The sequence below is a fragment of the Streptomyces sp. NPDC088746 genome, from assembly GCF_044751065.1.
GTDB lineage: Bacteria > Actinomycetota > Actinomycetes > Streptomycetales > Streptomycetaceae > Streptomyces.
The window spans coordinates 63,235-83,871 of record NZ_JBIVLA010000004.1 but is presented as its reverse complement, the minus strand read 5'-3'; the positions used below and the strand labels follow the sequence as shown (position 1 = coordinate 83,871).

Below are 20,637 nucleotides of genomic sequence, written 5' to 3'. Positions count from 1 at the left end.
CAACGCGCTGACAAGTGCCTGGCGCAGGCCCCCTCCGGGTGGCGCGGCGCCCCGGGAACCGGGGGAGAGGTCAGAGCCCGGTTACCTTGGCGCTCGCGGACAACTCGTAGGCCAGGGTGACCGTGCGCCGGCCGCCGGGTGGGAGAGTGACGTCCCAGCGGGCGATGCCTTCGGCGTCGACCGCGTCGGGCTCAGGGGAGCACGATTCCTTCCGCAGGCGTACCTCCACGGCCGAGACTTCGGAGACCGGGATCCGCTCCCGCAGGGTCACCACCCGGTCGTCCTCCTCGCCGGGGGCGGAGAAGCGGGACAGGTGAAGCCGGATCGTACGGGTGATGACGGTCCGCTGGGTGATTCCGGCGGTGTCCCGTGACTCCTCGGCATACCGGACCACCCCATGGTCGTCGCAACTGCCGAAGGCGAGCTCGACCGGAGCGCCGGGGGCCGCGAAGTCCAGCGTGCCGCGCCCGGCGAACCCGCTGCCGCGGACCAGATCAACGGGACCGGCGAGCAGCGCGTGACCGGCCAGGTTGTCGAACCGTACGACCCGGGTGACCAGGGGAGACAGCTCGGGTGAGCAGGCGTACTCACTGCGCGCATCCGTGGTGAAGGCGGACAGGGGCACACGGTGCGCGCGGCCGTCACCGGGCACGGAGACCTGGGCGGGGGACCGCAGCACCCGTGCCTCGCCGCCGTCGTCCACGCCCGGCAGTCCGACGACCGGAGCCGGGCCGAGGGTCCCGACCTCCTCCTCACGCAACTCGACACCGACCGTGCGGCGCTCCGCGGCGGAGCGGTCCGTGAGCGTCAGCCGGTCCTCGTCGAGGCGCGGCGGTTCGGTGGCGAGCGCCGACCGGGCCGTCGACAACGTCAGCCGTACGTCGGACCAGTCCTCTCCGGTGCGCTGCCAGACCATCGCGTCGGTCTCCAGCGTCAGGGAGTCACCGTCGAGCACCGCCCGGTAGGCGGGCCGCCACAGCGCACACGAGGTGAGGTGACTCAGCCGCAGCCCGACCGGTCCGGCGACCGCGGCATCCACGGTCAGTTCGATGTGGCCGACGAGTTCGGCGGGCTCCTCCTCGGCCGCGTGCATGGCTCGCTCGGTCTGCCCGAGCTCCTCGGCCAGGGCGGCCACCCGCGTCTCCACGGTGCGCAGTTCCTCGCCGCACGAGGCGCGTTCGCCGTCGACCCGGTCCAGTTCAGCCGCCCAGCGGGGCCCGTCCGTCTCCCCTGAGCCGGCCCCCTCGCCGATCTCCCGCAGCAGATCGGCGGCGAGACGGCCGAGCAGGTCCCGGCGAGCGTGCAGCCGGTCGCGCCGCTGTTCCAGGGTGAGGCGTTCGCCTTCGAGGGCGTGCAGCCGTCGGCGCAGGGCGGAGTCGTCGTCGCCGGGCGGAAGCGGCCCCCGCGGCATCCAACTACGCGTGATCCGGACGTCGAGTACGGTCGCCGGATGATCGGCGGACAGTTCGGCATGGAGCGTCCGGTCGACGGCCAGCGCACTGACCGGGCCGAGACGCAGCCGCTGGACCCCTGCCTCCAGGTCGAGCACGACGGCACGCTCGACGTGGGCGCGATCCTCCAGACAGGTCACAGCGGTGACGGGAAGGGCGATGGGCTTCGGAGTCGTCGTCATGGCGTGTGTCAGCTCCTGCGGTTGCCGCCGACGAGGGCCTTGCCGGCCGGCATGCGGATCTCGTAGCCGCCGTCGAGCACGGCGGTGCCACCGGCGGGCAGCTCCACCCGCCAGACGCGGGTGCCCGGGGCATGCGGATCGGGCCCCGGACCTTCCTGGGGCGCCGACCAGTCGGCCCGCTCCTCGATCCGGACGTCCGGATCGGAGGTGACCGGCACCCGCTCGCGGACCTCCAGGGTGGCGGGCCCGGGGAGGCGGTTGGCCAGCTCCACGTGGACGCGGTGATCGAGCACGGTGGTGCTGCCGCGCAGACCCGAGGTGGACTCGTGCAGGTTCGTACGGCGGGTGACCTGGATGCCCTCGGCCGGCCCGAGCCCGACCCTGCGTACGCCTCCTGGGGCGAGCGTGGGCAGGGCGGCGGTCAACAGGAAGTCGTCGTCGACCGTGACTTCCACCGGGCCGGCGAGGAGGGCCTGGTCCGAGGCGTTGGAGAGGACCAGGGTCGCGTACACCGTCTGTTCCACGGACGGTACACAGAGGTACTCCGTGTGCATGCCGACGGCGATCTCGCCGACCGTGACGGTGTGCCAGCTGCCGTCCGACGGAATGTCGGCTCGGGCGGCGGTGTCGAAGCGGTGGTCGAAGGAACCCGCCGACTCCCGGGGCCGCACCGCGTGACCGGGCAGCGGCAGTGTGGCCACGGACTCGGCCCGTCGCCTGTACTCGGCCGCCACCGGGTCGAAGGGAGAACCGGGGAACAGCTTCCCTCTGCGGCCTTCCTGGGCGTCGGGTCCGTACAGGACGAGCGCGGCGTAGTCGAGCTCGGCGCCGCTCGGCCGCGGAGGACCGGCCGCCGGGGGCGGAGGCGGCGGAGCTCCGCCAGGGGCAGCGGGTGCCTTGGCAGCGGCGGGCGCACCGGCGCTCCGTCCTCCGCCCGTACGCGGGCGGAGGCGCTGCGGTGGGGCGGGCGGAGCTCCGGCGAAGAGCTCGGGGGAGGCGCCGCCCACGCCGCTCGGCGCCGAGAACGCCGGAGGGGGCCCGCCGTAGCCCTGGGGCGCGGGCGGCGGTGGGAGAGGCCCGGACGGGACGGCCACGGGCGGGGCGGGCGGCGCCGGGCGAGGAAGTGCGGCGTCGTACCCGGCGAACAGATCGGTGAGACCCGCCGGGGGCTCGCGCCAGCCGGAAGGCGCGGAGGCGGGCTGACTACGTCCGATCCGGATCGAGCGGAGCCTCGGGAGATCGGTCCCGCGCCGCAGATCGGCCGTCGCCAGACCGACGGACACGCCGGTCCAGTCCTCGCCGGTGCGCTGGGCCACCGAGGCGCGCAGCACCAGGCGGCCGCTGCGCTCGCCCTGACGGTAGGTGAGCCGGTAGGCCGGGGCCCAGACCGCGCCCGGCACCCCGTACTCGAGCTCGAGCTCCACCTCCGCGCCGGGGTCGCCGGCGCCGGAGACGTCGACGAGCAGTACGGCGGACACCGTGGTCTCCACGTGCGCCGACGGCGCATCGGTGGAGGCGCGGGCGAGCCTGTCCACGGCGATGCCGAGCTCGTGCCCGGCCTGCCGCAGCGCCTCCTCCAACTCGACGAGGCGGGCGTGCAGGCCCGTCAGCCGCTCGTCCACGAAGCCGGCGAGCTCCAGCCACGCGTCGACCGGGGTGCGACGATGACCGTCCTCACGTCTGCGGGCCGGCGGGACCGGACGCAGAGCCCCGACCTCCTCGATGAGGCTCAACTGGTGATCCCGGCGGCCCTGCGCGGCCGCGTACTCCTGGCGAAGCCGCTCGACGCCGCTCCTCAGGTCTTCGGACGCGGGCGTGCCGAGCGGCTCGGCCTCGACCTCCACCCGGGCCTCGCTGACACGCGCCGCGCTCGCCCCCTGAAGGCGGGCGCGCAGTGAACCCGGATCGAGCGAGCGGGGCAGCCCCGTCACCCGCACCCTGCCGTCCGGCGGCACGACGCCCCGGGCCAGACGGCGGCAGACCGCCCCCTGCTCGTACACCACCACGGAGTCGAGGACCGACCCCCACCTCTGCACTGCCTCGGCCGTCATGTGTTCCGCCCCCCGTCGATGCCGAGCCGAGTGTACGCCGGGGCTGCCGCGCGCATCCGCGCCGGACGGCCGTTCCCTCGGGGCCACTTCGCCCGGGGCGGGGCAGCCGGCGGAGAGCTCAGCCGAGCCACCCCGCCCTGAACGTGGTCGTGTACGTGCGTTCCTCGCCGGGAGCCAGGAACGTCATGGAGCCGTTCCCCCGTGCAGCGGTCTCCCCCTCCACATGGTGGGTGGAAGGAGAGACCCACACCGGTACGGAACTCCAGCGTGCGGATCCCGAGGAACCGACGGTGTCCCGCCCGAGCCCGGCATCTGTGAGGCCGGCGCGGAGCAGATCAGGCTCAAGGAACTCATGGCCCGCCGTTCGCGCCGGGTGTACGTTCTCGCGGACGCGGCGAAGCTGGGTGCGGCCCCCACGCCTGGGCCTCCTGGCAGCCGGGCTGGGCCCTGGTGACCGACGCCTCGGCGGATCCGGACCACCTGGACGCCCTGCGCACCCGCGGCGTCGAAGTCCTGCTCGCTGGACCGGCGGTGAGCTGAAGGGCCTGCCCGGCGCGCCGCCTCCGGTCGCTCCGTTCAGGATCCGGATCGTTCTCCGCCTCCGAGGGCCCAGGCCTCGATGTCCCGGTAGTGGATCGGCCCACGGCTACGGCCGGCGTTGCTGCCGACCAGATGCAGACGCTCGGCAGTCCATGGGCTGCCGGTGAAGCCGGCGAACCCCTCGGCGATCTCCGCCGCAGAGGTCCGGTCTCCTCTGCGGGAACGAGCCAATGTCAGATGGGGGCGCAGAGGCCGGTCCTCGAAAGCGACACCCGTGCCTTTCACCGCCGTACGCACATCGGCGGCGAGCATCTGCAGCTCGTCGAGCCCTCCGTCGATTCCGCTCCACAGCACCCGGTCGTCGAAGGTGCCGCTGCCGCGCAGGGCCAGCCGGGGCGGTCGGCGGTCCACCGCCAGAAGGGCGAGCGGCCGGCGCAGGAGCGGAACGGACCCGACCGGAAGCTCCCCGAGGAAGGCCAGGGTGATGTGCCAGTCCTCGATGCGGTTCCATCGCATCTGAGGGTGCGTGCCGTACGCGGGGCGCAGCTCCCGGGCCAGCTCCTCCTTCGCGTGGTCGGGCGGAGCGAGGGCGATGAACACGCGTACGGTCGCGGGCTGGGTCTGTTCGTTCACACAGCTCTTCGTACAGCATCCGGCCGTCCGGGCTCCGTACCGGGGTCTGCGGTGGAGTCGTCACAGCTGCCCCGGGAGGCCGGACCCGGCGGCCGTGCCCGAAGGAGACGTGGGGCCGTTCCTCCGGGCACGGCAGGGCGCGTGAGCCTGCTGACCCGGCCGGATCAGCTGGGGTTGTCGCCGTGGGTGAGCGTCTCCCAGGCCACGAAGAGGTTGTTGCTGCCGGCCGGGCGGTTCCGCTCGGTCAGCCGCTGGGTGTTGGTCATGGCGGTGCCGAGGCGGTTGTGCAGCGCGTTGTAGCCGACCTCGGTGACGGGGCCGAGGCCCGTATGCAGCGATCCGCCGCACAGCCAGGCCGGTGCGGGCTCGCCCAGCTCGTACTTGGACTGGAAGCCGAGCGCCTGGCGCAGCCGTTCTCCGACGTCCGTGCCGTAGAGGTCCTGGCCCTGGATCCGGCTGGTCTCGGCGATGTGGGCGATGGCGGAGATGCCGTACCCCGTGTGCGTGAAGTCGCGGCACGTCTCCTGGGTGAGCCCGGTGACGAAGGTGGACTGACCCTGCCAGTACTTGACGATCTTCGCGGTGGTGTCGAGGTTCTGGCTGGGCACGGTCCTGGGCACGGCGCCGTCGGAGGCGAGGTAGACGTACGCGGCCGTACGCGTCCTGAATTTCGCCATGGCCTTGTCGTAGGACGTCTTGTCGTCGAGGAACACCGATATGCCGACCGCGGCCTCCATCATCGACAGCTCCCAGTTGCCGTTGGAGTTGGAGCCGTTGATGACCTGGGGCAGGTAGACGTCGCGCAGCATGGTCGCGAAGCGCCCCGAGTTCGACCACGTCCCGGTGTAGCTGTGCTTGATGATCTCGGCCGCCTTCGGCCAGGAGGAGCCGGCCCAGCCGGTCTGCAGCGGGGCGTTGCTGTTGGTGTGACTCTTGATCACCGCCGACCAGGCGTCCATCAGCTCGATCGACTTCTTCGCGTAACGCTCGTCACGCGTGATGTACCAGGCGAGGGCGTTGGTGTAGGCGGCTATCGCGTCCTCACGCTCGTCCGTGCAGCCGTAGTTGGGGTTCGAGTAGGAACCGCACTCGACGGTCGCCCGGGGCTTGGCGGTGCGGCTCGGGTCGGCGTACTTGCTCGCCATCATCTGGTCGAACGCGCCCTTCCAGGGCTGGGCCCCGGCGCCGACCTTGCCGCGGGCGAAGTCCAGCTGGCCTTCGGAGACGGTGACGCCGGGGTGCGTGAAGGCGGCGGGCGCGGCCTCGGCGGGCTGGGCGCCGGGCAGGGAGAGGAAGCCGGCGGTCAGAGCGGCGGTCGCGACGGCAGCGCTGAGCATGAGCGCCGGACGCCGAACGTAGCGGTGGAACGCGGAAATGTCAGGCATGTGGGGGCCACCCGTTCGTTTATGTGAACGATGCACTGGATGTTGAACACTCGCGCTGATCGGTGACCATAGGTACAGACCAGAGGCCCGTCAAGGTCCTACCGCGAAACAACTGCTCAACCGCCGTTCATGGATGAGAACTTGACCGGGCGGTGCACCCCGCCACCGTCCCGGGGTACGCCGTTCGGCGACGCGAGGCCCGGGGCGGTGACCCGGGGAGCCGTGCGTCGTTGAGCCGCTGATCGATATCGCACGGCGAACCGGGAGTACTGATGGTGACGGCTCGGCAGAAGTGCTCCCGGGCGGGCGTCGCCCTCCGGTGCGGCGCCGCGACGTTCCTTCTCGTCCTGACCGGCTGCGGCGGCGGCCAGGGGCACGGCGAAAGCGACGCGAAACCGCCCGCGGACACGACCACGAGGGCCCTGTCCGCCACACCGGTGCCCGAGGCCGCGCACTCGCTCACGCCGAGCGGCACGGCTGACGGGGCGACCGAGGCCGAGGTGCTGGAGGTGTACGGCCTGATGTGGGCGGAGCAGATCAAGGCGTACCGGGCTGCCTCGGCCGACGGGACGGACCTGAGGCGGTACACGGCGCCTGACGTGTGGGCCGCGTTCGAGGCGGATCTGGCCCGCATGAACAAGGAGCGCACGGTGATGCGTGGCGACCTCCGGCACGATCCGGAGGCCACCGTGCCCGCCGGCGCGCAGCCGCCCGCGGCGACGGTGAAAGACTGTGTGGACGGGTCGAACTGGCAGGCCCTCGACACGACGACCGGCTCGCGGATCCCGCCGCCGCCCGGTCGGCCCGCCAGGTACACGGTCACGGCGAAGTTGGAGCGCGCGAACGGGGGGCGGTGGACGGTGACCGAGTACACCCCGCACAGGACCCGCCCGTGCCAGGGCCTGTCCGGCACTTGATCATCGAGCCCGCGTGCCCCGAGGCGCGACGGCCTTGCCATTCCGCGACCGGCCGGTGACTCTGGGCCGGTGCCAGGTCGGAGGAAGAGGAAGCATCGGCAGGAGGCGGCGGGGCAGCGGTTCGCTGCTCGCACCGCCCCGGGCATGGGGCGGTGGGAGGTGCTCCTCGAGACCCAGGACGAGGCGGATTTCCGTGACCGCCTGCGCCGTCTCCGGGAGGCCCGGACCGACGAGTCGCTGATCCGGATCGACACGCTGTGCGGACGCCTGGTGCAGCCGACCACCTATCGACTGAGCCGGTTCGTGGCGGGGCCCGACGGCCGGATCGGCTGACCCGGGCGGCGTGGGAGCGGACAGAGCCCAGGGGAGCCCTCAGCCGCGTACGGCCTTCGACTCGGCGCGGTCGGCCACCGGCACGTCCAGGGGGCGGGCGAGACCCACCACACCCTCGTCCAGACGCTGCAGGTGACGCAGCACGCGGAAGGTCACCGTCCCCGACGGCTGGGTGCCGGACCCGTCGTCCCGCAGCGTCGAGGCGATGGTGGCACCGGACTCCACCTCACCCTCGGCCCCCTCGTCCCCGACGTAGGCGCCGAGGACCTCGATGTTGTGGGCGATCCGCTGCCCCGCCCGGTGGAGCCGGGGATCGGCCGCGACGGTCTTGCTGTGCGGCACGAGTTCCGCGGTCGCCGCCAGCGAACGGGCGTGATACGCGCACGTCTCCAGGAGCGCCACCAGGTAGCGGACGGTCTGGCGGCGACCGCGCAGGGGGGTGATCGGGTAGGTCAACGGGTTGGTGGAATCGCGCAGTTCGTCCAGCGCCGTGTCCAGACTGCGCGCCTTGCCGAGCAGGTCGGACGCAGGCCCACCGCTGAGCTGCTCCACCGCTGCGGACGCGACGTCACCCAGCCGTTCCAGGACCGTTCCCAGCAGTTCGTCCGTACGGCGGTCGGTGCGCACCGGCAGCACCAGGACAGCGGCGATGACGCCGCACGCCGCGCCGATCGCGGTCTCCTCGATGCGCAGCACCAACACGTCGAAGCTGTACGAGTTCAGCAAGGTGTACAGCAGGCCCAGCATGGCCGTGACGAAGAAGGACATGACCGCGTACGACAGCGGGGCTGTGAAGAACATCGCGAAGATGAAGACGAGGACCAGCGCGAACGAGACCCATGTGTGGTCACCGACCAGCCCCGCCAGCGCGACACCCGCCACCGCGCCCAGCAGGGTGCCCAGGAGCCGCCGGTAGCCCTTGACCAGGATCTCACCGGTGGACGCGGTGTTGAGGAAGACCACCCAGCACGTGAGAACGGCCCAGTACCAACGCTGGGAGGAGAGGAACTCACCGCCGACCATGGCCAGCACCGAGCCCACCGACACCTGGAAGGCCGCCCTCGTGGTGGGACGCTGCAACCCGGCCCGCTCCTCGTCCGCGGGCGTCTCGGAGGAGGCCAGCGCGATGTCCTCCGCGTCGAATTCCTCACGCGAACGGGTCGTGGCCGGGGAGTCGTCCGACTCGTCCTGGGGCCCGTCCAGCGCGAGCCGCAGCCCGAGGACGGACCGGGCGGCCTCGCCGATGCCCCGGAACGCGTCCTGGATGCCCGACGGCGCGGACGGAAGCCTCTCCTCGTCGCGGTAACCGAGCAGCCTGTTACGGATGTGGGCCACCGCCGTGCCGCCGTCGCGCGCCGCCGGACGGCTCACCAGGAGGTGCAGCGCCTTGAGGTCCCGGCGCAGGGCGATGGTCGCGTCGTCCTCGGCCGGCCTCCAGTCCCCGGTCAGCGGCACGGGCGCGTGCGGCAGATGCAGGGTGAGGGTGTCGGCACGCTCGACGCTGCGGGCGTTCAACAGCAGCATCCCCAGCCGTTCCGTGGCGATCTCGGCGTCCGCGACCCGGCGTTGGAGCAGCGCCGCCTTGTCCGCGTCCGAAGTCCCCTCCTCCAGGCGCCCCTGGATCATCAGAGCGGTTTCATGCAGCCGCGCGGTGTGCCGCCGCATGTCGTCGAGCACCTTCTCCAGCTGCTCGGGGCCGGCGTCGAGGAGCTCGATCTGCACCGAGACGAGCTGGGCCAGCCGCGTCCGGAACGCGTCACGCAGCCGTGCAAGGACGCGTTGGGGCGTTTCCGGAACGACGCCGAACCGCACGACCGCGCTGCAGCCGAATCCGACGGCCAGAGCCAGATACAGCTCCGGCAGGGAAGCCGTCGAGGCACCGACGAACAGCGAGAGGAAGTAGACCTGGAAGCCGATGAGGCCGAGTGCCGTGCCACGCTCACCGAACCGGCGGCAGTAGACGGCACCGAAGATGAGTGCGATGAAGAACAGGTCGCCCGCGACGACCTGCGAAGTCAACAGGGCGCCCAGCGACATAGCGACGAGCGAGACCGGCAGACCGAGGGCGAGCGTGACCGCCTGGTCGCGCACCACCTTGTCCTTGACGGCGAAGGTGGCGGTCATCGCCGTCATCGCCCCGGCGACCATGTGGTTGACGCCGGTGCCCAGCAGGGCCAGAACCACCAGCGTGAGGGCGATCGCCGAGACGGTCCGCAGTCCGGCCGTGAGCCTCAGCAGCCCCGGATCGGACGCCGCGAACCGATCCCACAACCTGGCCCCGCCCCGCCGCACTGCCCTCACCCTGCACTTTCTCCGCTACCCGCCGTGGTCCCACGTGCCCTTCAGCATTGCACGGCAGGGAACCCGAGTACGAACGGTCACCCCGGTCCTGAGACGCGGAGCACACCGCCGAAGTCCCACCGAGGCCGCGCTCACGGGCCGTCGGCACGACACGTCCGGTGACCTCGTCGGGTGACCGGTCCGGGGAATTCCGCGAGCCGCGAGAGCTCTGCGGCATCCGACGGCCGTAGTGTCGAACCCGTTACCGAGGAGGACTGCTGATGCGCAGCGTGACCTATTCGATGGGCGTCTCACTCGACGGCTACATCGTCGGCCCGGACGGCGAATTCGACTGGACGGATCCCGACGAGGAGGTCTTTCGCTTCTGGATCGACGACATCCGAGACGTGGGCGTCCACCTGATGGGGCGACGGCTGTACGAGACGATGCTGTACTGGGAGACCGCCGACGAGGACCCGTCGCTCGACGACTCGATGCTCGAATGGACCGCCCTCTGGAAGCCGCTCCCCAAAGTGGTGTTCTCCACCACGTTGTCGGCGGTGCAGGGCAATGCCCGCCTCGCCTCCGGCGGCCTTGCGGAGGAGATCGAACGGCTGCGGACCGAGCCGGGGGAGGGCGACATCGCGATCGGCGGTGCGACCCTGGCCGCCGAGGCGGTCGCGTCGGGTCTGGTCGACGAGTACCGGGCCATGGTCTACCCCGTGCTGGTCGGCGGTGGCATTCCGTTCTTTCCCCGGCGCGAGCAACGGGTGGACCTCGAACTCGTCGAGACCCGCACCTTCAGCTCGAAGGTCGTCTACCTCCGCTACCGCGCAGCGCGTCAGCCGGCTCGTCCGCAGAAGCCCGGGACACCCTAGGAAACACCATCACGCCCGCCCAAGTGCCTCGCCCGCCCATCCGCGCGGCCTGAATCCGACAGGGAGGGGAGGGCCGTTGCAGGAAGGGCCTCAGCTCCCGCCCCTGTCGGAGCGCGCCCGGCTCCGTGAGGGCTTGGGCATTACGCAGGACCGGCTCGCGCAGGCACTGAAGTCGACGCCCAGACGGTGAAGAACTGGGAGAACGGCCGGTCGGAGCGAATCCGCCCCGCCTGGAGGCCTATCAGCGGTTGCTGAACGGGTGGGTGGCGAACTTTCACACCCACGGCGCTCACGGCACCCACGCAGGGACCGCTTCGGCTACACAGCACCGGTCGGCACGAACGACGACGGCCGTTTCCGCCGCCTCACCGTCCGCCTCCCCGCCGAGTTCCCCCAGCGCCTGCTCGAGCTCGTGACGCAGGAGCCGGCGACCAGCAGATGCGCGACATCGTCGCCGAAGGATTCAAGGAGACCTGCTTCCAGGACGGCGGGAGCCGGGCCATGGCGAACTCGGACCTCGCCATCTACGACATCGAATACCTCGACCTCGACTACTGGTCAGGACATGCGACGGGCGCGGCACATGGCTCGCTCCGTCTGCCGCGGACACGGACTCGGACCACGGCCACGAGGCGTGCGATAGGTTGCCCGCCATGACCGGACTCGGACCCGTCGCCTGGCCACCCGCCCCCTTGAGGACCACACGGCTCGTGCTCCGCGAGTCCGAGGCCCGGGACCGCGCGGCGTTCATCGAGCTGTTCTCCTTGCCGGAGGTACGCACCTACCTCGGTGGCCCACGACCGCGCGAGGAACTCGAACGCGCGGTGCCCGAGGTGCCCGGGCGGCGCCCCGGCTTGTTCGTGGTCGACCTCGACGGCGCGATGATCGGGATGGTCGCGCTCGACAGGCGCGAGGCCGAACGCCCGGGGCACGTCCACCCGGACGCCGGGGAAGCCGAGCTCGGCTACACCTTCCTGCCGCAGGCGTGGGGCCGCGGGTACGCCGTCGAGGCGTGCGCAGCGGCACTCGACTGGCTCGCCGGCATACTCCCCGGCGAGCCGGTGGTGCTCTGCACCCAGACCGCCAACGACCGCTCGATGCGCCTCGCGGCCAAGCTGGGGTTCACCGAGGTGGAGCGCTTCGAGGAGTACGGCGCCGAACAGTGGTTCGGCGTACGGCCCTCGGGTAAACCGTCCGGTTGAGGTCCGGACCCAGCGGCCTCGGGCGGCAGCGGCAGCGGCAGCGGGTCGGCCGCGTCAGCACTCCGGCTCACGGGCGTCACGGAGCGGTGGGCCGAACCACCGCGTCAGCGCGACTCGCGGACCGCTGGCGTCGTCCGCCTGGTGGCCGGTCCACGCGATGTGGCAGTCGGGCCGCAGCGGCAGCCCGGTGGCGTGCGTCCCCTCCGTCGTGCCGCGCACGACATCCACCCGGTCGCGCCAGGGCCTCCATCGGCTCTTCCGTACCGCTTGCACGAACAGTTCGATCGCGACGCCGCTGGCCGCCATCACGCTCGCGGCTGCCAGGGAGAGCAGAGCTCAGATTCGGGATCGGTGCACGTACGGTCGGCGATCGCCGTGGCGAGCTCCTTCTTCGCGAACTCGCCCGCTCGCGGCATCTCGGCCGGCATCACCCGCAGGCCAGGCACCCGGTCGGCGGGCTCCTGCGGCGGCATCTGCCGTACTTCCGGTCCCGGCTCCAACTGCCGCGGCGCGGCACGGGTGATCGGCTCCCACAAGGGCTCACCGGACGGCCACTCGCGCAGATCAGCAGCGACCCGCAAGGAGCGCTCGGGGGTAGCGAAACGCGATCACCTCGGCTTCGCCGGAGAAGTAGTTGTTGAACCCTCTTTCGCTCCCGACGGCTACTCACCTCATCCATGGCAGCAAAAAGTGCGCGCCGCGCAATATCGCGCGGCGCGCACAGAACTGGGGATGGTGTGTCTTTACCTCTGTCTGCGGTTCACGCCCGACGCAGTGCGGAGCGGCCCGCGTAGCGCGCCGAGTCGCCCAGTTCCTCTTCGATCCGGATGAGCTGGTTGTACTTCGCGGTGCGGTCGGAGCGGGAGAGTGAGCCGGTCTTGATCTGACCGCATCCGGTCGCCACCGCCAGATCCGCGATGGTGGTGTCCTCCGTCTCACCCGAGCGATGCGAGATGACGGCTGTCCAGCCCGCCCGGTGGGCCGTGGTCACCGCGGCCAGCGCCTCTGTCAGCGTCCCGATCTGATTGACCTTGACCAGGACCGAGTTGCCGACCCCGGTGCGGATGCCCTCGCGCAGCAACGTCTCGTCGGTACAGAACACGTCGTCACCGACGAGCTGGCAACGGTCGCCCACGAGAGCGGTCAGCTCGCGCCAGCCGTCCAGATCGTTCTCCGCCATCGGGTCCTCGATGGAGACGACCGGGTAGGCGTCGATGAGCTTGGCCAGGTAGTCGGCATTCTCGGAGGAGGTGCGACGCACCCCCTCGCCGGCGTAGTCGTACACGCCGTCACGGAAGAACTCCGAGGACGCCGGGTCCATGAGCAGGCCGATGTCCGTGCCGGGGCGGTAGCCGGTGCGCTCGATCGCGGTCGTCACGAAATCGAGCGCCTCCTCGGCGGTGCGCAGCGCGGGCGCGAAACCACCCTCGTCGCCCACGCCCGTGGAGTGCCCGGCCGCCAGCAGATCGCGGCGCAGGGTGTGGAAGACCTCGCTGCCCATCCGGACGGCCTCGGCGAAGCTGTCCGCGCCCACGGGGGCGATCATGAACTCCTGGAAATCCAGCGGATTGTCGGCGTGGGCCCCGCCGTTGACGATATTCATCATCGGCAGAGGCAGGAGGCGGGCGTCGGCGCCGCCGAGGTAGCGGTAGAGGGGCAGGCGGTGGGCCGCCGCAGCGGCCTTCGCGGCGGCGAGGGAGACGCCGAGGATCGCGTTGGCGCCGAGCCGGGACTTCGTGGCGGTGCCGTCAAGAGCGACCAGTACGGCGTCGAGACCCGCCTGGTCCGCCCCGTCCCGGCCGCGCACCGCCGCCGCGATCTCCCCGTTGACGTGGGCCACCGCGCGGTCGACACCCTTGCCGTGCCAGCGAGAGGGGTCCCCGTCGCGCAGTTCCACGGCCTCCCGGGTGCCGGTGGAGGCGCCGGAGGGGACAGCCGCCCGCCCCAGGGAGCCGTCCGCCAGGGCGACGTCGACCTCGACCGTGGGGTTGCCCCGGCTGTCGATGATCCGGCGTGCGGTGACGGTCTCGATGGTGGCGTCGGCGTTTCCGGCGGATTCGACTGCTTTTGCGGACATGGGAGTTCCTTCCCTTTGTCATGTGCCGTGCCCCGGCTGCGACAACGCTGGCGCTGAGCCCGACGAGGCCAAACCCTACAGCAATGCTGCTCAGTTTTGCTGTACAGCATTGCTGTGCAGGTCAGGCGTACAGCAACGCTGACCAGCGGGGTAGAGTGCCCTATGCCCACCTCGGAAGCCGCCGCCATCGCCGCCGAACTGCGCACGGCGATGGGCAAGCTCACCCGACGCGTCAAACACGAGGACCGCATTCCGCTGGGCCAGGTCGCCGTCCTCGGAGTACTCGACCGCGACGGCGCCATGACCACCAGTGACCTCGCCGCCGACCAGCGCGTACGACCCCAGTCGATGGCGCGGGCGGTGGGGCTGCTCATGGAGCAGAAGCTGATCACGCGCCGGGCGCACCCCACGGACGGCCGCAAGTCGCTGGTCGAGCTGTCGGACGCGGGCCGGGCCGCACTCGAAGCGGAGCGCGGCCGCAGGGCCGGTTGGCTCGCACAGGCCATCGAGGCCGAGCTCACGGAAGAGGAGCGGGCGTTGCTGGCACGGAGCGCCGCGCTGCTGGAGCGGCTCGCCACGCGCTAGCGCGCCCTGACAGGCGACGGCCACGTACCCCCTTCGCCCACACCCGCCTCGGACGCCCGAACGTCGTGTGGCCCCCACCCGGAGGCAGGGGCCACACTCGCCGTTCAGCTGGGCGCAGGAACGGTCTCCGGCCGGCGCGAGAAGGGCTCAGGCGTCGTGCCCGGCCCGTGCCATCTCGCGCACCCGGCCGCGGACGATGAACCAGCCGCCGACCAGCGCCGCCGCGATCAGCGGCAGGAACATCACGGTCGTCCGGCCGACCCCGCCGCCCCACCACATGAGGAAGGCCACGCAGCAGAGGAAGAGCAGGGTGACGATCTGGGTGTACGGGGCCCACGGCAGGCGGTAGGCGGGCCTGGTGACCCGGCCGTCCTGCGAGCGGTGCCAGAACACCAGGGAACAGAGCATGATCATGCCCCACGTCCCGAGGATCCCGATGGACGCGAAGTTCAGCACGATCTCGAAGGCCTGGCCGGGCACCACGTAGTTCAGCCCGACGCCCAGCACCCCGAACCCCGCCGTCAGCAGAATGCCTCCGTAGGGAACCTGCCCCTTGTTCATCAGGCCGGTGAAGCGGGGGGCGGAACCTGACAGAGCCATGGAGCGCAGGATGCGGCCCGTGGAGTAGAGGCCGGAGTTCAGGCTGGACAGGGCGGCGGTCAGTACGACCAGGTTCATCACACCGGCCGCCCCCGGAACGCCGAGCTTGTCCATCACGGTGACGAACGGACTCTGGTCCCCGGAGTAGGCGGTGTAGGGCAGCAGCAGCGCGAGCAGCACCACCGAGCCGACGTAGAACAGGCCGACCCGCCACATGATGGAGTTGATCGCACGGGGCATGATCTTCTCGGGATTCTCGGTCTCACCGGCGGCGACACCGCACAGCTCGACGGACGCGTAGGCGAAGACGACGCCCTGGATCACGAGAAGCATCGGCAGCATGCCGACAGGGAATACGCCCGTGTCCGAGACGGTGGACAGGCCAGGGGTGTGGCCGTCCACCGGATGCTGGGTGACGACCAGGAAGATGCCGATCAGCATGAAGGCGACCAGGGCCGCCACCTTGATGATCGCGAACCAGAACTCCATCTCGCCGAAGTACTTCACCGAGATGAGATTGGCCGCGAGTACCACCGCGAGGGCGGTCAACGCGAGAAGCCATTGAGGGACGTCACTGAACATGCCCCAGAAGTGGGCGTACGTCGCCGCCGCGGTGATGTCCGCGATCGCGGTGGTGGACCAGTTGAGGAAGTACAGCCAGCCGGCCGCGAAGGCGCCCTTCTCGCCCATGAACTCACGGGCGTAGGAGACGAAGGCGCCGGACGACGGGCGGTAGAGAATCAGTTCACCCAGCGCGCGTACGACGAAGAACGCGAAGACACCGCAGACGGCGTAGGCGATGGCGAGCGAGGGGCCGGCATCGGCGAGACGTCCGCCCGCGCCCAGGAAGAGCCCGGTGCCGATCGCTCCGCCGATGGCGATCATGTTGATGTGGCGGGATTTGAGGTCCTTGCTGTAACCGGCGTCGCCGGCGTCCACGTGGGGGGAGCCCGCCGGTGTCTCGGCGGCGGGCTGACCGGCTGCTGCGATGCTGCCGTCACTCATGGGAGGGATTCGCCTTTGTGAGGGGAAAATGGCCGATCCCGGCCGGGCCCGTGGGGGAGGCACCCGGCGATGGCTCGAAGGCGCATGATCAGGAACCCTGTGATTCTGGCAGTGTGCAGCACCTGGCGAAAACAAATCTGAGGTATTTCAGAGGTTTCGGCACAGTAAAGTAAGCGAGATCTCACCCGCGGGGTGCGGGGTGCGGGGTGCGGGGTGCGGGGTGCGGGGCGCAGAAGCGCCATGCGGCCGGCCCCTGCCTCACACGGCCCCTGCCGACTCCTCGTCGACGGGGATGCCGAGCCGGGCGGCGACAGTGGTGAGGGCCGTTCCCAGCGGGAGCGCGATGCGGGTGACGGCGAGGGAGTCACCCCGGGTCACGTCCTGGTTGACGATCAGCACCGGTTTCCCGGTCTGAGCCGCCAGGCGGACGAAGCGAAGCCCGGACATCACTGTCAGTGAGGAGCCGAGGACCAGCAGCGAGGCCGCCTCCCGGACCATTGCGCGGCAGTGCTCCACCCGTGGAAGGGGCACGGGTTCGCCGAAGAACACCACGTCCGGCTTGAGGATGCCGCCGCAGACCGTGCAGGGCACCACACGGAAGTCCCCGACCTGCTCGTCGGTGAGGTCGGCGTCACCATCCGGGTTGATCGTGGAGGCCACCGGCCTGAACCCGGCATTGGCCGCCTCGAGCCGCTGGGCGAGTTCACGGCGCGGACTGAAGGTGCCGCAGGAGAGGCAGACCACCCGGTCCAGGCTTCCGTGCAGATCCACGACGCCCTCGCTGCCGGCGGCCTGGTGCAGACTGTCGACGTTCTGGGTGATCACACCCGAGAGCCGGCCGTGCCGCCCGAATGCGGCCACGGCCCGGTGCCCCGCGTTGGGACGGGCGCGGCCGAACGTCCGCCAGCCGAGGTGGCTGCGCGCCCAGTACCGGCGCCGGGCCTGGGCGTCCGCGGTGAAGTCCTGGTAGGTCATCGGGGTGTGTCGGCTCAGGCTCCCGCCCTCGCCGCGGTAGTCGGGGATGCCCGACTCCGTGGAGATGCCCGCCCCGCTGAGCACCAGCACGCCGCCACTGCTCAGCGCATCGGTGACCGGGTCCAGGTCCGTGGTGCCCGGCGGGAGGTCCTGAGCAGGGGTCCAGCTCAGAGTGGGGCGCATACGCATGCCCCCAGGGTACGGAACAGCGGGCGACCGCCCGCTGCCGAGCATGCCCGGACCGGGAGCCTCAGCAGAAACCTCGTGCAGGCCGTGGCCGGCAGATGCTGCCGGACCTGCCCCCCCTGTCGCCGGGGGAGGGGCGTCGCCAAGTCGGTCTGCCGGCGTCCGCGACCATACGGACGAGGGCGTCGACGAGCTCGTCGGCGGTGGTGCGCAACCTGTCGGTGTCCCCGCGCGGAGGGAGTTCTTGGAAGGGTTCCCGAAGGCTCCGGCCTCCTGGATGAAACGGTCTGACTTTCCTCACGAGTGGAGCGGGGGAAGCGGGAATGCGTGCCCTCGCCCGTCGTGACATCAACCGTCGAAGCCGTTCCGGATGAGTTCCTCAGCAAGGAGACGACGCACCACCGCAAGCTCGCCGGAGATCCGCCGCTCGTGATCGTCACTCATGACCACGGCCGCCGGGGCGGATGGACAGGCGAGCAAGCGTTCGCGACGAAGGTGGGTGGGCGGATGGCTCGAATCGACACGGTGTTCCCTCGCCGCGCCGACCCGCCTCCTGCGTTCGTACTCGCGTTCCGGGATCGATTCCACGTCGCCGGCGAGGATCTCCCACAGCCTCTCCGCCCCCTCTTCGGCCCGGCTGGGATCACGGCGCCCGCCACGGGGCTTGTTCGCCTCCCGCCGCAACGTCGTGGCTGCCGACTCCGCGATCAGGAGTCTGTCCATGAGTTCCACTGCCGCATCGGTCGAACCGGCACGGCTCGCGAACGAGTCGGCCGCGTACTCGCCGCGCCGGGCGACACGGGAGGTCAGCCGGTCGAGTACCAGCAGCACCCCCCGGATCAGTGCGCGCGGCACGAGGTGGACCAGGTTGACGGCCATCTCGGCCGGGGTCGGGTCGGCCGTGGGCGCCAGGAAGTACCGCCAGGTGAGCAGTGAACGGTACGCGGTCGCGACGATGAGGCCACGGCGAGTGTCGCCGTTGCTGTAATGACCGAGTTCGTGACCCAGCAAGGCGACCCGTTGCTGGGGCCTGAGCATCTCCCACAGGGGAAGGCCGAGCGTCAGGACGCGCTGACCGCGTAGCCCACAGGTCATCACGCTTGCGTTGAGGTCCGTGTCGACCACGATCACGTCCACCCCGCGCGTTCCAGCCACCTCGGCGACCTCGTCGATCAGGCTGTGCAGCGCGGGGGCGTCCTCACGGCGGAACGTATGCCCATCCTTGGGCAATCGGGCCAACCGGGGTCTGAGGGTCCACGCGAGAATCAGGAACACGACGCCCAGCAAGGCACCCAAGCCGCCCCAGCCACGGACGATGCACCAGACCGCAACCGCGATCAGGGCCAACGTCACGGTGTGTACGGCTCCTGCGATCACATAGGCGCAGAGCAGGGACAGGCTCCCCCCGCCGTACGCCGGCTCACTCGCACCCGCTCCAGCGAGAAGCCCTTCTGCGTCTCGGCGCGCCGTGGACCTCGGTACCTTGCCGGATCGTCCCGTGCTCTCCTCCGGCGCCTCCGGATCGACATTCCAGTCGCACTCCGTGCACCACGTGGTGAATCGAGGGTCGGCGTGAATCTCTGTCCCGCACTCCGGGCATAGCTGAGAGGTTTCTTCTGTGACGAGGCGCATCGGGGCGCTTCCCCCTTCCCCACGGCCCCTCCCCAGAGGCCGTCTGTACATGACATGGCGAAGCTGATCACGAAGGTGCGCTCGGGTAAAGGGCGAGATCGTGATCAGCAGGACCACAGCCGCGAGCACGACGCCGACCACTTCCGGGTCTCCGGGCCTGGGCCCGCCCAGCCCGGGGGAGGGTCAGAGCCTTGGCAGGCGGTGCAGGACGACCTCGTCGAGCACCCCGTCCACGACTGTGCATGTCATGAACGTGCAGTACGGCTGCCGTCTGCGGTCTGTCGGGGACCCGGGGTTCAGCAGGCGCAGCCCGCCCGGAGCTTCGGTGTCCCAGGGGATGTGACTGTGGCCGAAAACCAGGATGTCCAGGTCCGGGTACAGGGCGGCGCAACGCGCCTCCCGCCCGGGGGCGGCCCCTGTCTCGTGGACGACGCCGAACCGCAGGCCACCCAGTCCGACGCGGGCCACCTCCGGCAACCGGGCGCGCAGGTCCGGGCCGTCGTTGTTCCCGTACACCCCGATCAGGCGTCGCGCGCGCCCTTCCAGCAGGTCCAGGGTGGCCACGTCGACCCAGTCCCCGGCGTGGACGACGACGTCCGCCCGGTCCGTCTCGCGCAGCAGTTCATCAGGGAGCCGCTTGGCGCGCAGGGGCACATGGGTGTCCGAGACGAGCAGCAGCCGCACGGGAAGGTCTGCCGCTGCCCGGGTCGTGTCCTCGTCCATCCGTCTGTCTTCCTCCTTGGAGCCCAGGACCCCGGTCAGGCGTCCGGATGGGCCCGGGTGCGCAGCGACCAGGCCGTACCGGTGCAGCCGGAGGGGAGGGGCGGGAAGCGGTGACCTTGTACGTCCGTACTCCAGTGATGCCCGCCCCCGCAGTCACACTCGTAGATCCCGCTGGCCGGGACGATCTCGCCCGGATGCCACGTGGTTCTGTCCTCGCTCATGTTCCTTGTGTACGACGTTCGCTACCTCTCCGCGACCCGGGCCTGAGAGCGGAGACAGTTCTGGTCGCTTGCCTCCCCCCGGACTCGTCCTCCTCCCTGATGGCCCAGAAGTTCTTGCCGTCGGCGCTCCGGCCGGCGTCAGCGCCGGGATGCTCCGATCGTCTGGTCGGCCGTCGCGAAGCGGTGCTCCGTCGGCTTCAGCCCGTCGGAGAGGCAGGCGAAGTACTCCGTGTCCGCCGTTCCTGTGAGCACCGCCAGCAGGAAGGCCGAGCACCCCACGTCGTGCTGCTCCCACAGCGGCCCGCGCCCCTCGTTGTAGAGCACGGTCCACTCGTCGGGATGCTGACCGGGCCTCGCCAGCCAGTACAGGAACGCCCCCGTGCCCTCCTCGCATGCCCACGGCAGGACCCGCGCCCCGGCCTCCAGCAGACCGGCAGGCTTCGCCTCGAACTCCCACAGGTCGGCCAAGACCTCGTCACGTTCCGCCGTCTGCGCGTGCAAGTCGCAGTCTCCGTAGGCGGAACCGGGCACGAGCAGCCAGACAGTGTCGTCGAAGACGCCATCCCCGTACACCTCGACCAGTTGCTTGTAGTCGGCGGGCAGCGCCGCACCCAGGGCGCGCTCGGCTTGCGCCCAGTCCACCGCGGGCGGCGGTTCGGCGGGCGGCTTGCAGAGGCGGACGAGAGCATCGACGGCGATCATGGCACGGACGCTACTGGACCCGGTCGGTACCCGTGGGCGGGATGAGCGCGGCGAGAGTGCACCGCAGCTTCCGCTGGGG

19 protein-coding genes and 1 pseudogene are annotated in these 20,637 nt (G+C 70.8%); 6 read left to right on the top strand and 14 right to left on the bottom strand.

All coding sequences use genetic code 11. The annotated features are described in order from the left end of the window. Positions 1 to 70 precede the first annotated feature (70 nt). The 4 genes from ACIP63_RS19300 to ACIP63_RS19285 form a co-directional block, all read right to left on the bottom strand. The gene (locus ACIP63_RS19300; RefSeq protein ID WP_401517090.1) at positions 71 to 1,633 is read right to left on the bottom strand and encodes a mucoidy inhibitor MuiA family protein; all 1,563 of its coding nucleotides are present in this window, start codon (positions 1,631 to 1,633) and stop codon (positions 71 to 73) included. Between the two features lie 8 nt (positions 1,634 to 1,641). Continuing rightward, entirely contained in the window at positions 1,642 to 3,684 is a 2,043-nt protein-coding gene (locus tag ACIP63_RS19295; protein WP_401517088.1) for a DUF4139 domain-containing protein, read from the bottom strand. A gap of 576 nt (positions 3,685 to 4,260) precedes the next feature. Then, a complete protein-coding gene (thpR, locus tag ACIP63_RS19290; RefSeq protein ID WP_401517087.1) occupies positions 4,261 to 4,857 on the bottom strand; it encodes an RNA 2',3'-cyclic phosphodiesterase in 597 nt (198 codons plus the stop codon). Between the two features lie 164 nt (positions 4,858 to 5,021). Beyond that, positions 5,022 to 6,242 carry an alginate lyase family protein gene (locus ACIP63_RS19285; protein WP_401517085.1) on the bottom strand — a complete coding sequence of 407 codons (1,221 nt, stop codon included), beginning with the start codon at positions 6,240 to 6,242 and terminating at the stop codon, positions 5,022 to 5,024. A gap of 272 nt (positions 6,243 to 6,514) precedes the next feature. Between ACIP63_RS19285 and ACIP63_RS19280 the strand changes: the two genes are divergently transcribed. Then, positions 6,515 to 7,159, top strand: coding sequence for a secreted protein/lipoprotein (locus tag ACIP63_RS19280; RefSeq protein ID WP_401517084.1), 645 nt, complete (start codon positions 6,515 to 6,517; stop codon positions 7,157 to 7,159). Positions 7,160 to 7,303: 144 nt separating this feature from the next. Further along, the gene (locus ACIP63_RS19275; protein ID WP_401517082.1) at positions 7,304 to 7,492 is read left to right on the top strand and encodes a hypothetical protein; all 189 of its coding nucleotides are present in this window, start codon (positions 7,304 to 7,306) and stop codon (positions 7,490 to 7,492) included. A gap of 39 nt (positions 7,493 to 7,531) precedes the next feature. Here ACIP63_RS19275 and ACIP63_RS19270 read toward each other — a convergent pair whose 3' ends face one another. Next, positions 7,532 to 9,793 carry an FUSC family protein gene (locus ACIP63_RS19270; protein ID WP_401517080.1) on the bottom strand — a complete coding sequence of 754 codons (2,262 nt, stop codon included), beginning with the start codon at positions 9,791 to 9,793 and terminating at the stop codon, positions 7,532 to 7,534. 260 nt (positions 9,794 to 10,053) lie between these two features. On the opposite strand from ACIP63_RS19270, the gene ACIP63_RS19265 reads away from it, so the two are divergent. The 3 genes and pseudogenes from ACIP63_RS19265 to ACIP63_RS19255 all read left to right on the top strand — a co-directional run bounded on the left by ACIP63_RS19265 (position 10,054) and on the right by ACIP63_RS19255 (position 11,852). Then, on the top strand, positions 10,054 to 10,650 hold the full coding sequence (locus ACIP63_RS19265; protein ID WP_401517078.1) for a dihydrofolate reductase family protein: 597 nt from the start codon (positions 10,054 to 10,056) through the stop codon (positions 10,648 to 10,650). Positions 10,651 to 10,954: 304 nt separating this feature from the next. After that, a pseudogene (gene tpg, locus ACIP63_RS19260) lies at positions 10,955 to 11,205 on the top strand (telomere-protecting terminal protein Tpg); the annotation flags it as partial. Between the two features lie 98 nt (positions 11,206 to 11,303). Then, positions 11,304 to 11,852: a GNAT family N-acetyltransferase gene (locus tag ACIP63_RS19255; RefSeq protein WP_401517076.1), complete on the top strand. Its 549-nt coding sequence runs from the start codon at positions 11,304 to 11,306 to the stop codon at positions 11,850 to 11,852. Between the two features lie 54 nt (positions 11,853 to 11,906). Here the strand turns inward: ACIP63_RS19255 and ACIP63_RS19250 are convergent, their stop codons facing one another. The 3 genes from ACIP63_RS19250 to eno form a co-directional block, all read right to left on the bottom strand. Beyond that, complete coding sequence (locus ACIP63_RS19250; RefSeq protein ID WP_401517074.1) at positions 11,907 to 12,158, bottom strand: hypothetical protein; 252 nt, start codon at positions 12,156 to 12,158, stop codon at positions 11,907 to 11,909. After that, the gene (locus ACIP63_RS19245) at positions 12,158 to 12,433 is read right to left on the bottom strand and encodes a hypothetical protein (protein ID WP_401517072.1); all 276 of its coding nucleotides are present in this window, start codon (positions 12,431 to 12,433) and stop codon (positions 12,158 to 12,160) included. Before ACIP63_RS19245 ends, ACIP63_RS19250 begins: the two co-directional genes overlap by 1 nt. A gap of 179 nt (positions 12,434 to 12,612) precedes the next feature. Next, positions 12,613 to 13,929 carry a phosphopyruvate hydratase gene (eno, locus tag ACIP63_RS19240; RefSeq protein WP_401517071.1) on the bottom strand — a complete coding sequence of 439 codons (1,317 nt, stop codon included), beginning with the start codon at positions 13,927 to 13,929 and terminating at the stop codon, positions 12,613 to 12,615. Positions 13,930 to 14,091: 162 nt separating this feature from the next. On the opposite strand from eno, the gene ACIP63_RS19235 reads away from it, so the two are divergent. After that, positions 14,092 to 14,514: a MarR family transcriptional regulator gene (locus ACIP63_RS19235; RefSeq protein ID WP_362934410.1), complete on the top strand. Its 423-nt coding sequence runs from the start codon at positions 14,092 to 14,094 to the stop codon at positions 14,512 to 14,514. Between the two features lie 147 nt (positions 14,515 to 14,661). Here ACIP63_RS19235 and ACIP63_RS19230 read toward each other — a convergent pair whose 3' ends face one another. The 6 genes from ACIP63_RS19230 to ACIP63_RS19205 form a co-directional block, all read right to left on the bottom strand. Further along, on the bottom strand, positions 14,662 to 16,119 hold the full coding sequence (locus tag ACIP63_RS19230) for an amino acid permease (RefSeq protein ID WP_401517069.1): 1,458 nt from the start codon (positions 16,117 to 16,119) through the stop codon (positions 14,662 to 14,664). A gap of 258 nt (positions 16,120 to 16,377) precedes the next feature. Beyond that, positions 16,378 to 17,283, bottom strand: a complete 906-nt coding sequence (locus ACIP63_RS19225; protein ID WP_401517067.1) for an NAD-dependent protein deacetylase — start codon at positions 17,281 to 17,283, stop codon at positions 16,378 to 16,380. Between the two features lie 345 nt (positions 17,284 to 17,628). Then, positions 17,629 to 18,633: a M48 family metalloprotease gene (locus ACIP63_RS19220; protein WP_401517065.1), complete on the bottom strand. Its 1,005-nt coding sequence runs from the start codon at positions 18,631 to 18,633 to the stop codon at positions 17,629 to 17,631. 462 nt (positions 18,634 to 19,095) lie between these two features. Beyond that, positions 19,096 to 19,596, bottom strand: a complete 501-nt coding sequence (locus tag ACIP63_RS19215) for a metallophosphoesterase family protein (RefSeq protein WP_401518245.1) — start codon at positions 19,594 to 19,596, stop codon at positions 19,096 to 19,098. Between the two features lie 74 nt (positions 19,597 to 19,670). Further along, on the bottom strand, positions 19,671 to 19,856 hold the full coding sequence (locus tag ACIP63_RS19210; protein ID WP_401517063.1) for a hypothetical protein: 186 nt from the start codon (positions 19,854 to 19,856) through the stop codon (positions 19,671 to 19,673). Positions 19,857 to 19,994: 138 nt separating this feature from the next. Beyond that, positions 19,995 to 20,558, bottom strand: coding sequence for a hypothetical protein (locus tag ACIP63_RS19205; protein ID WP_401517061.1), 564 nt, complete (start codon positions 20,556 to 20,558; stop codon positions 19,995 to 19,997). Positions 20,559 to 20,637 lie beyond the last annotated feature (79 nt).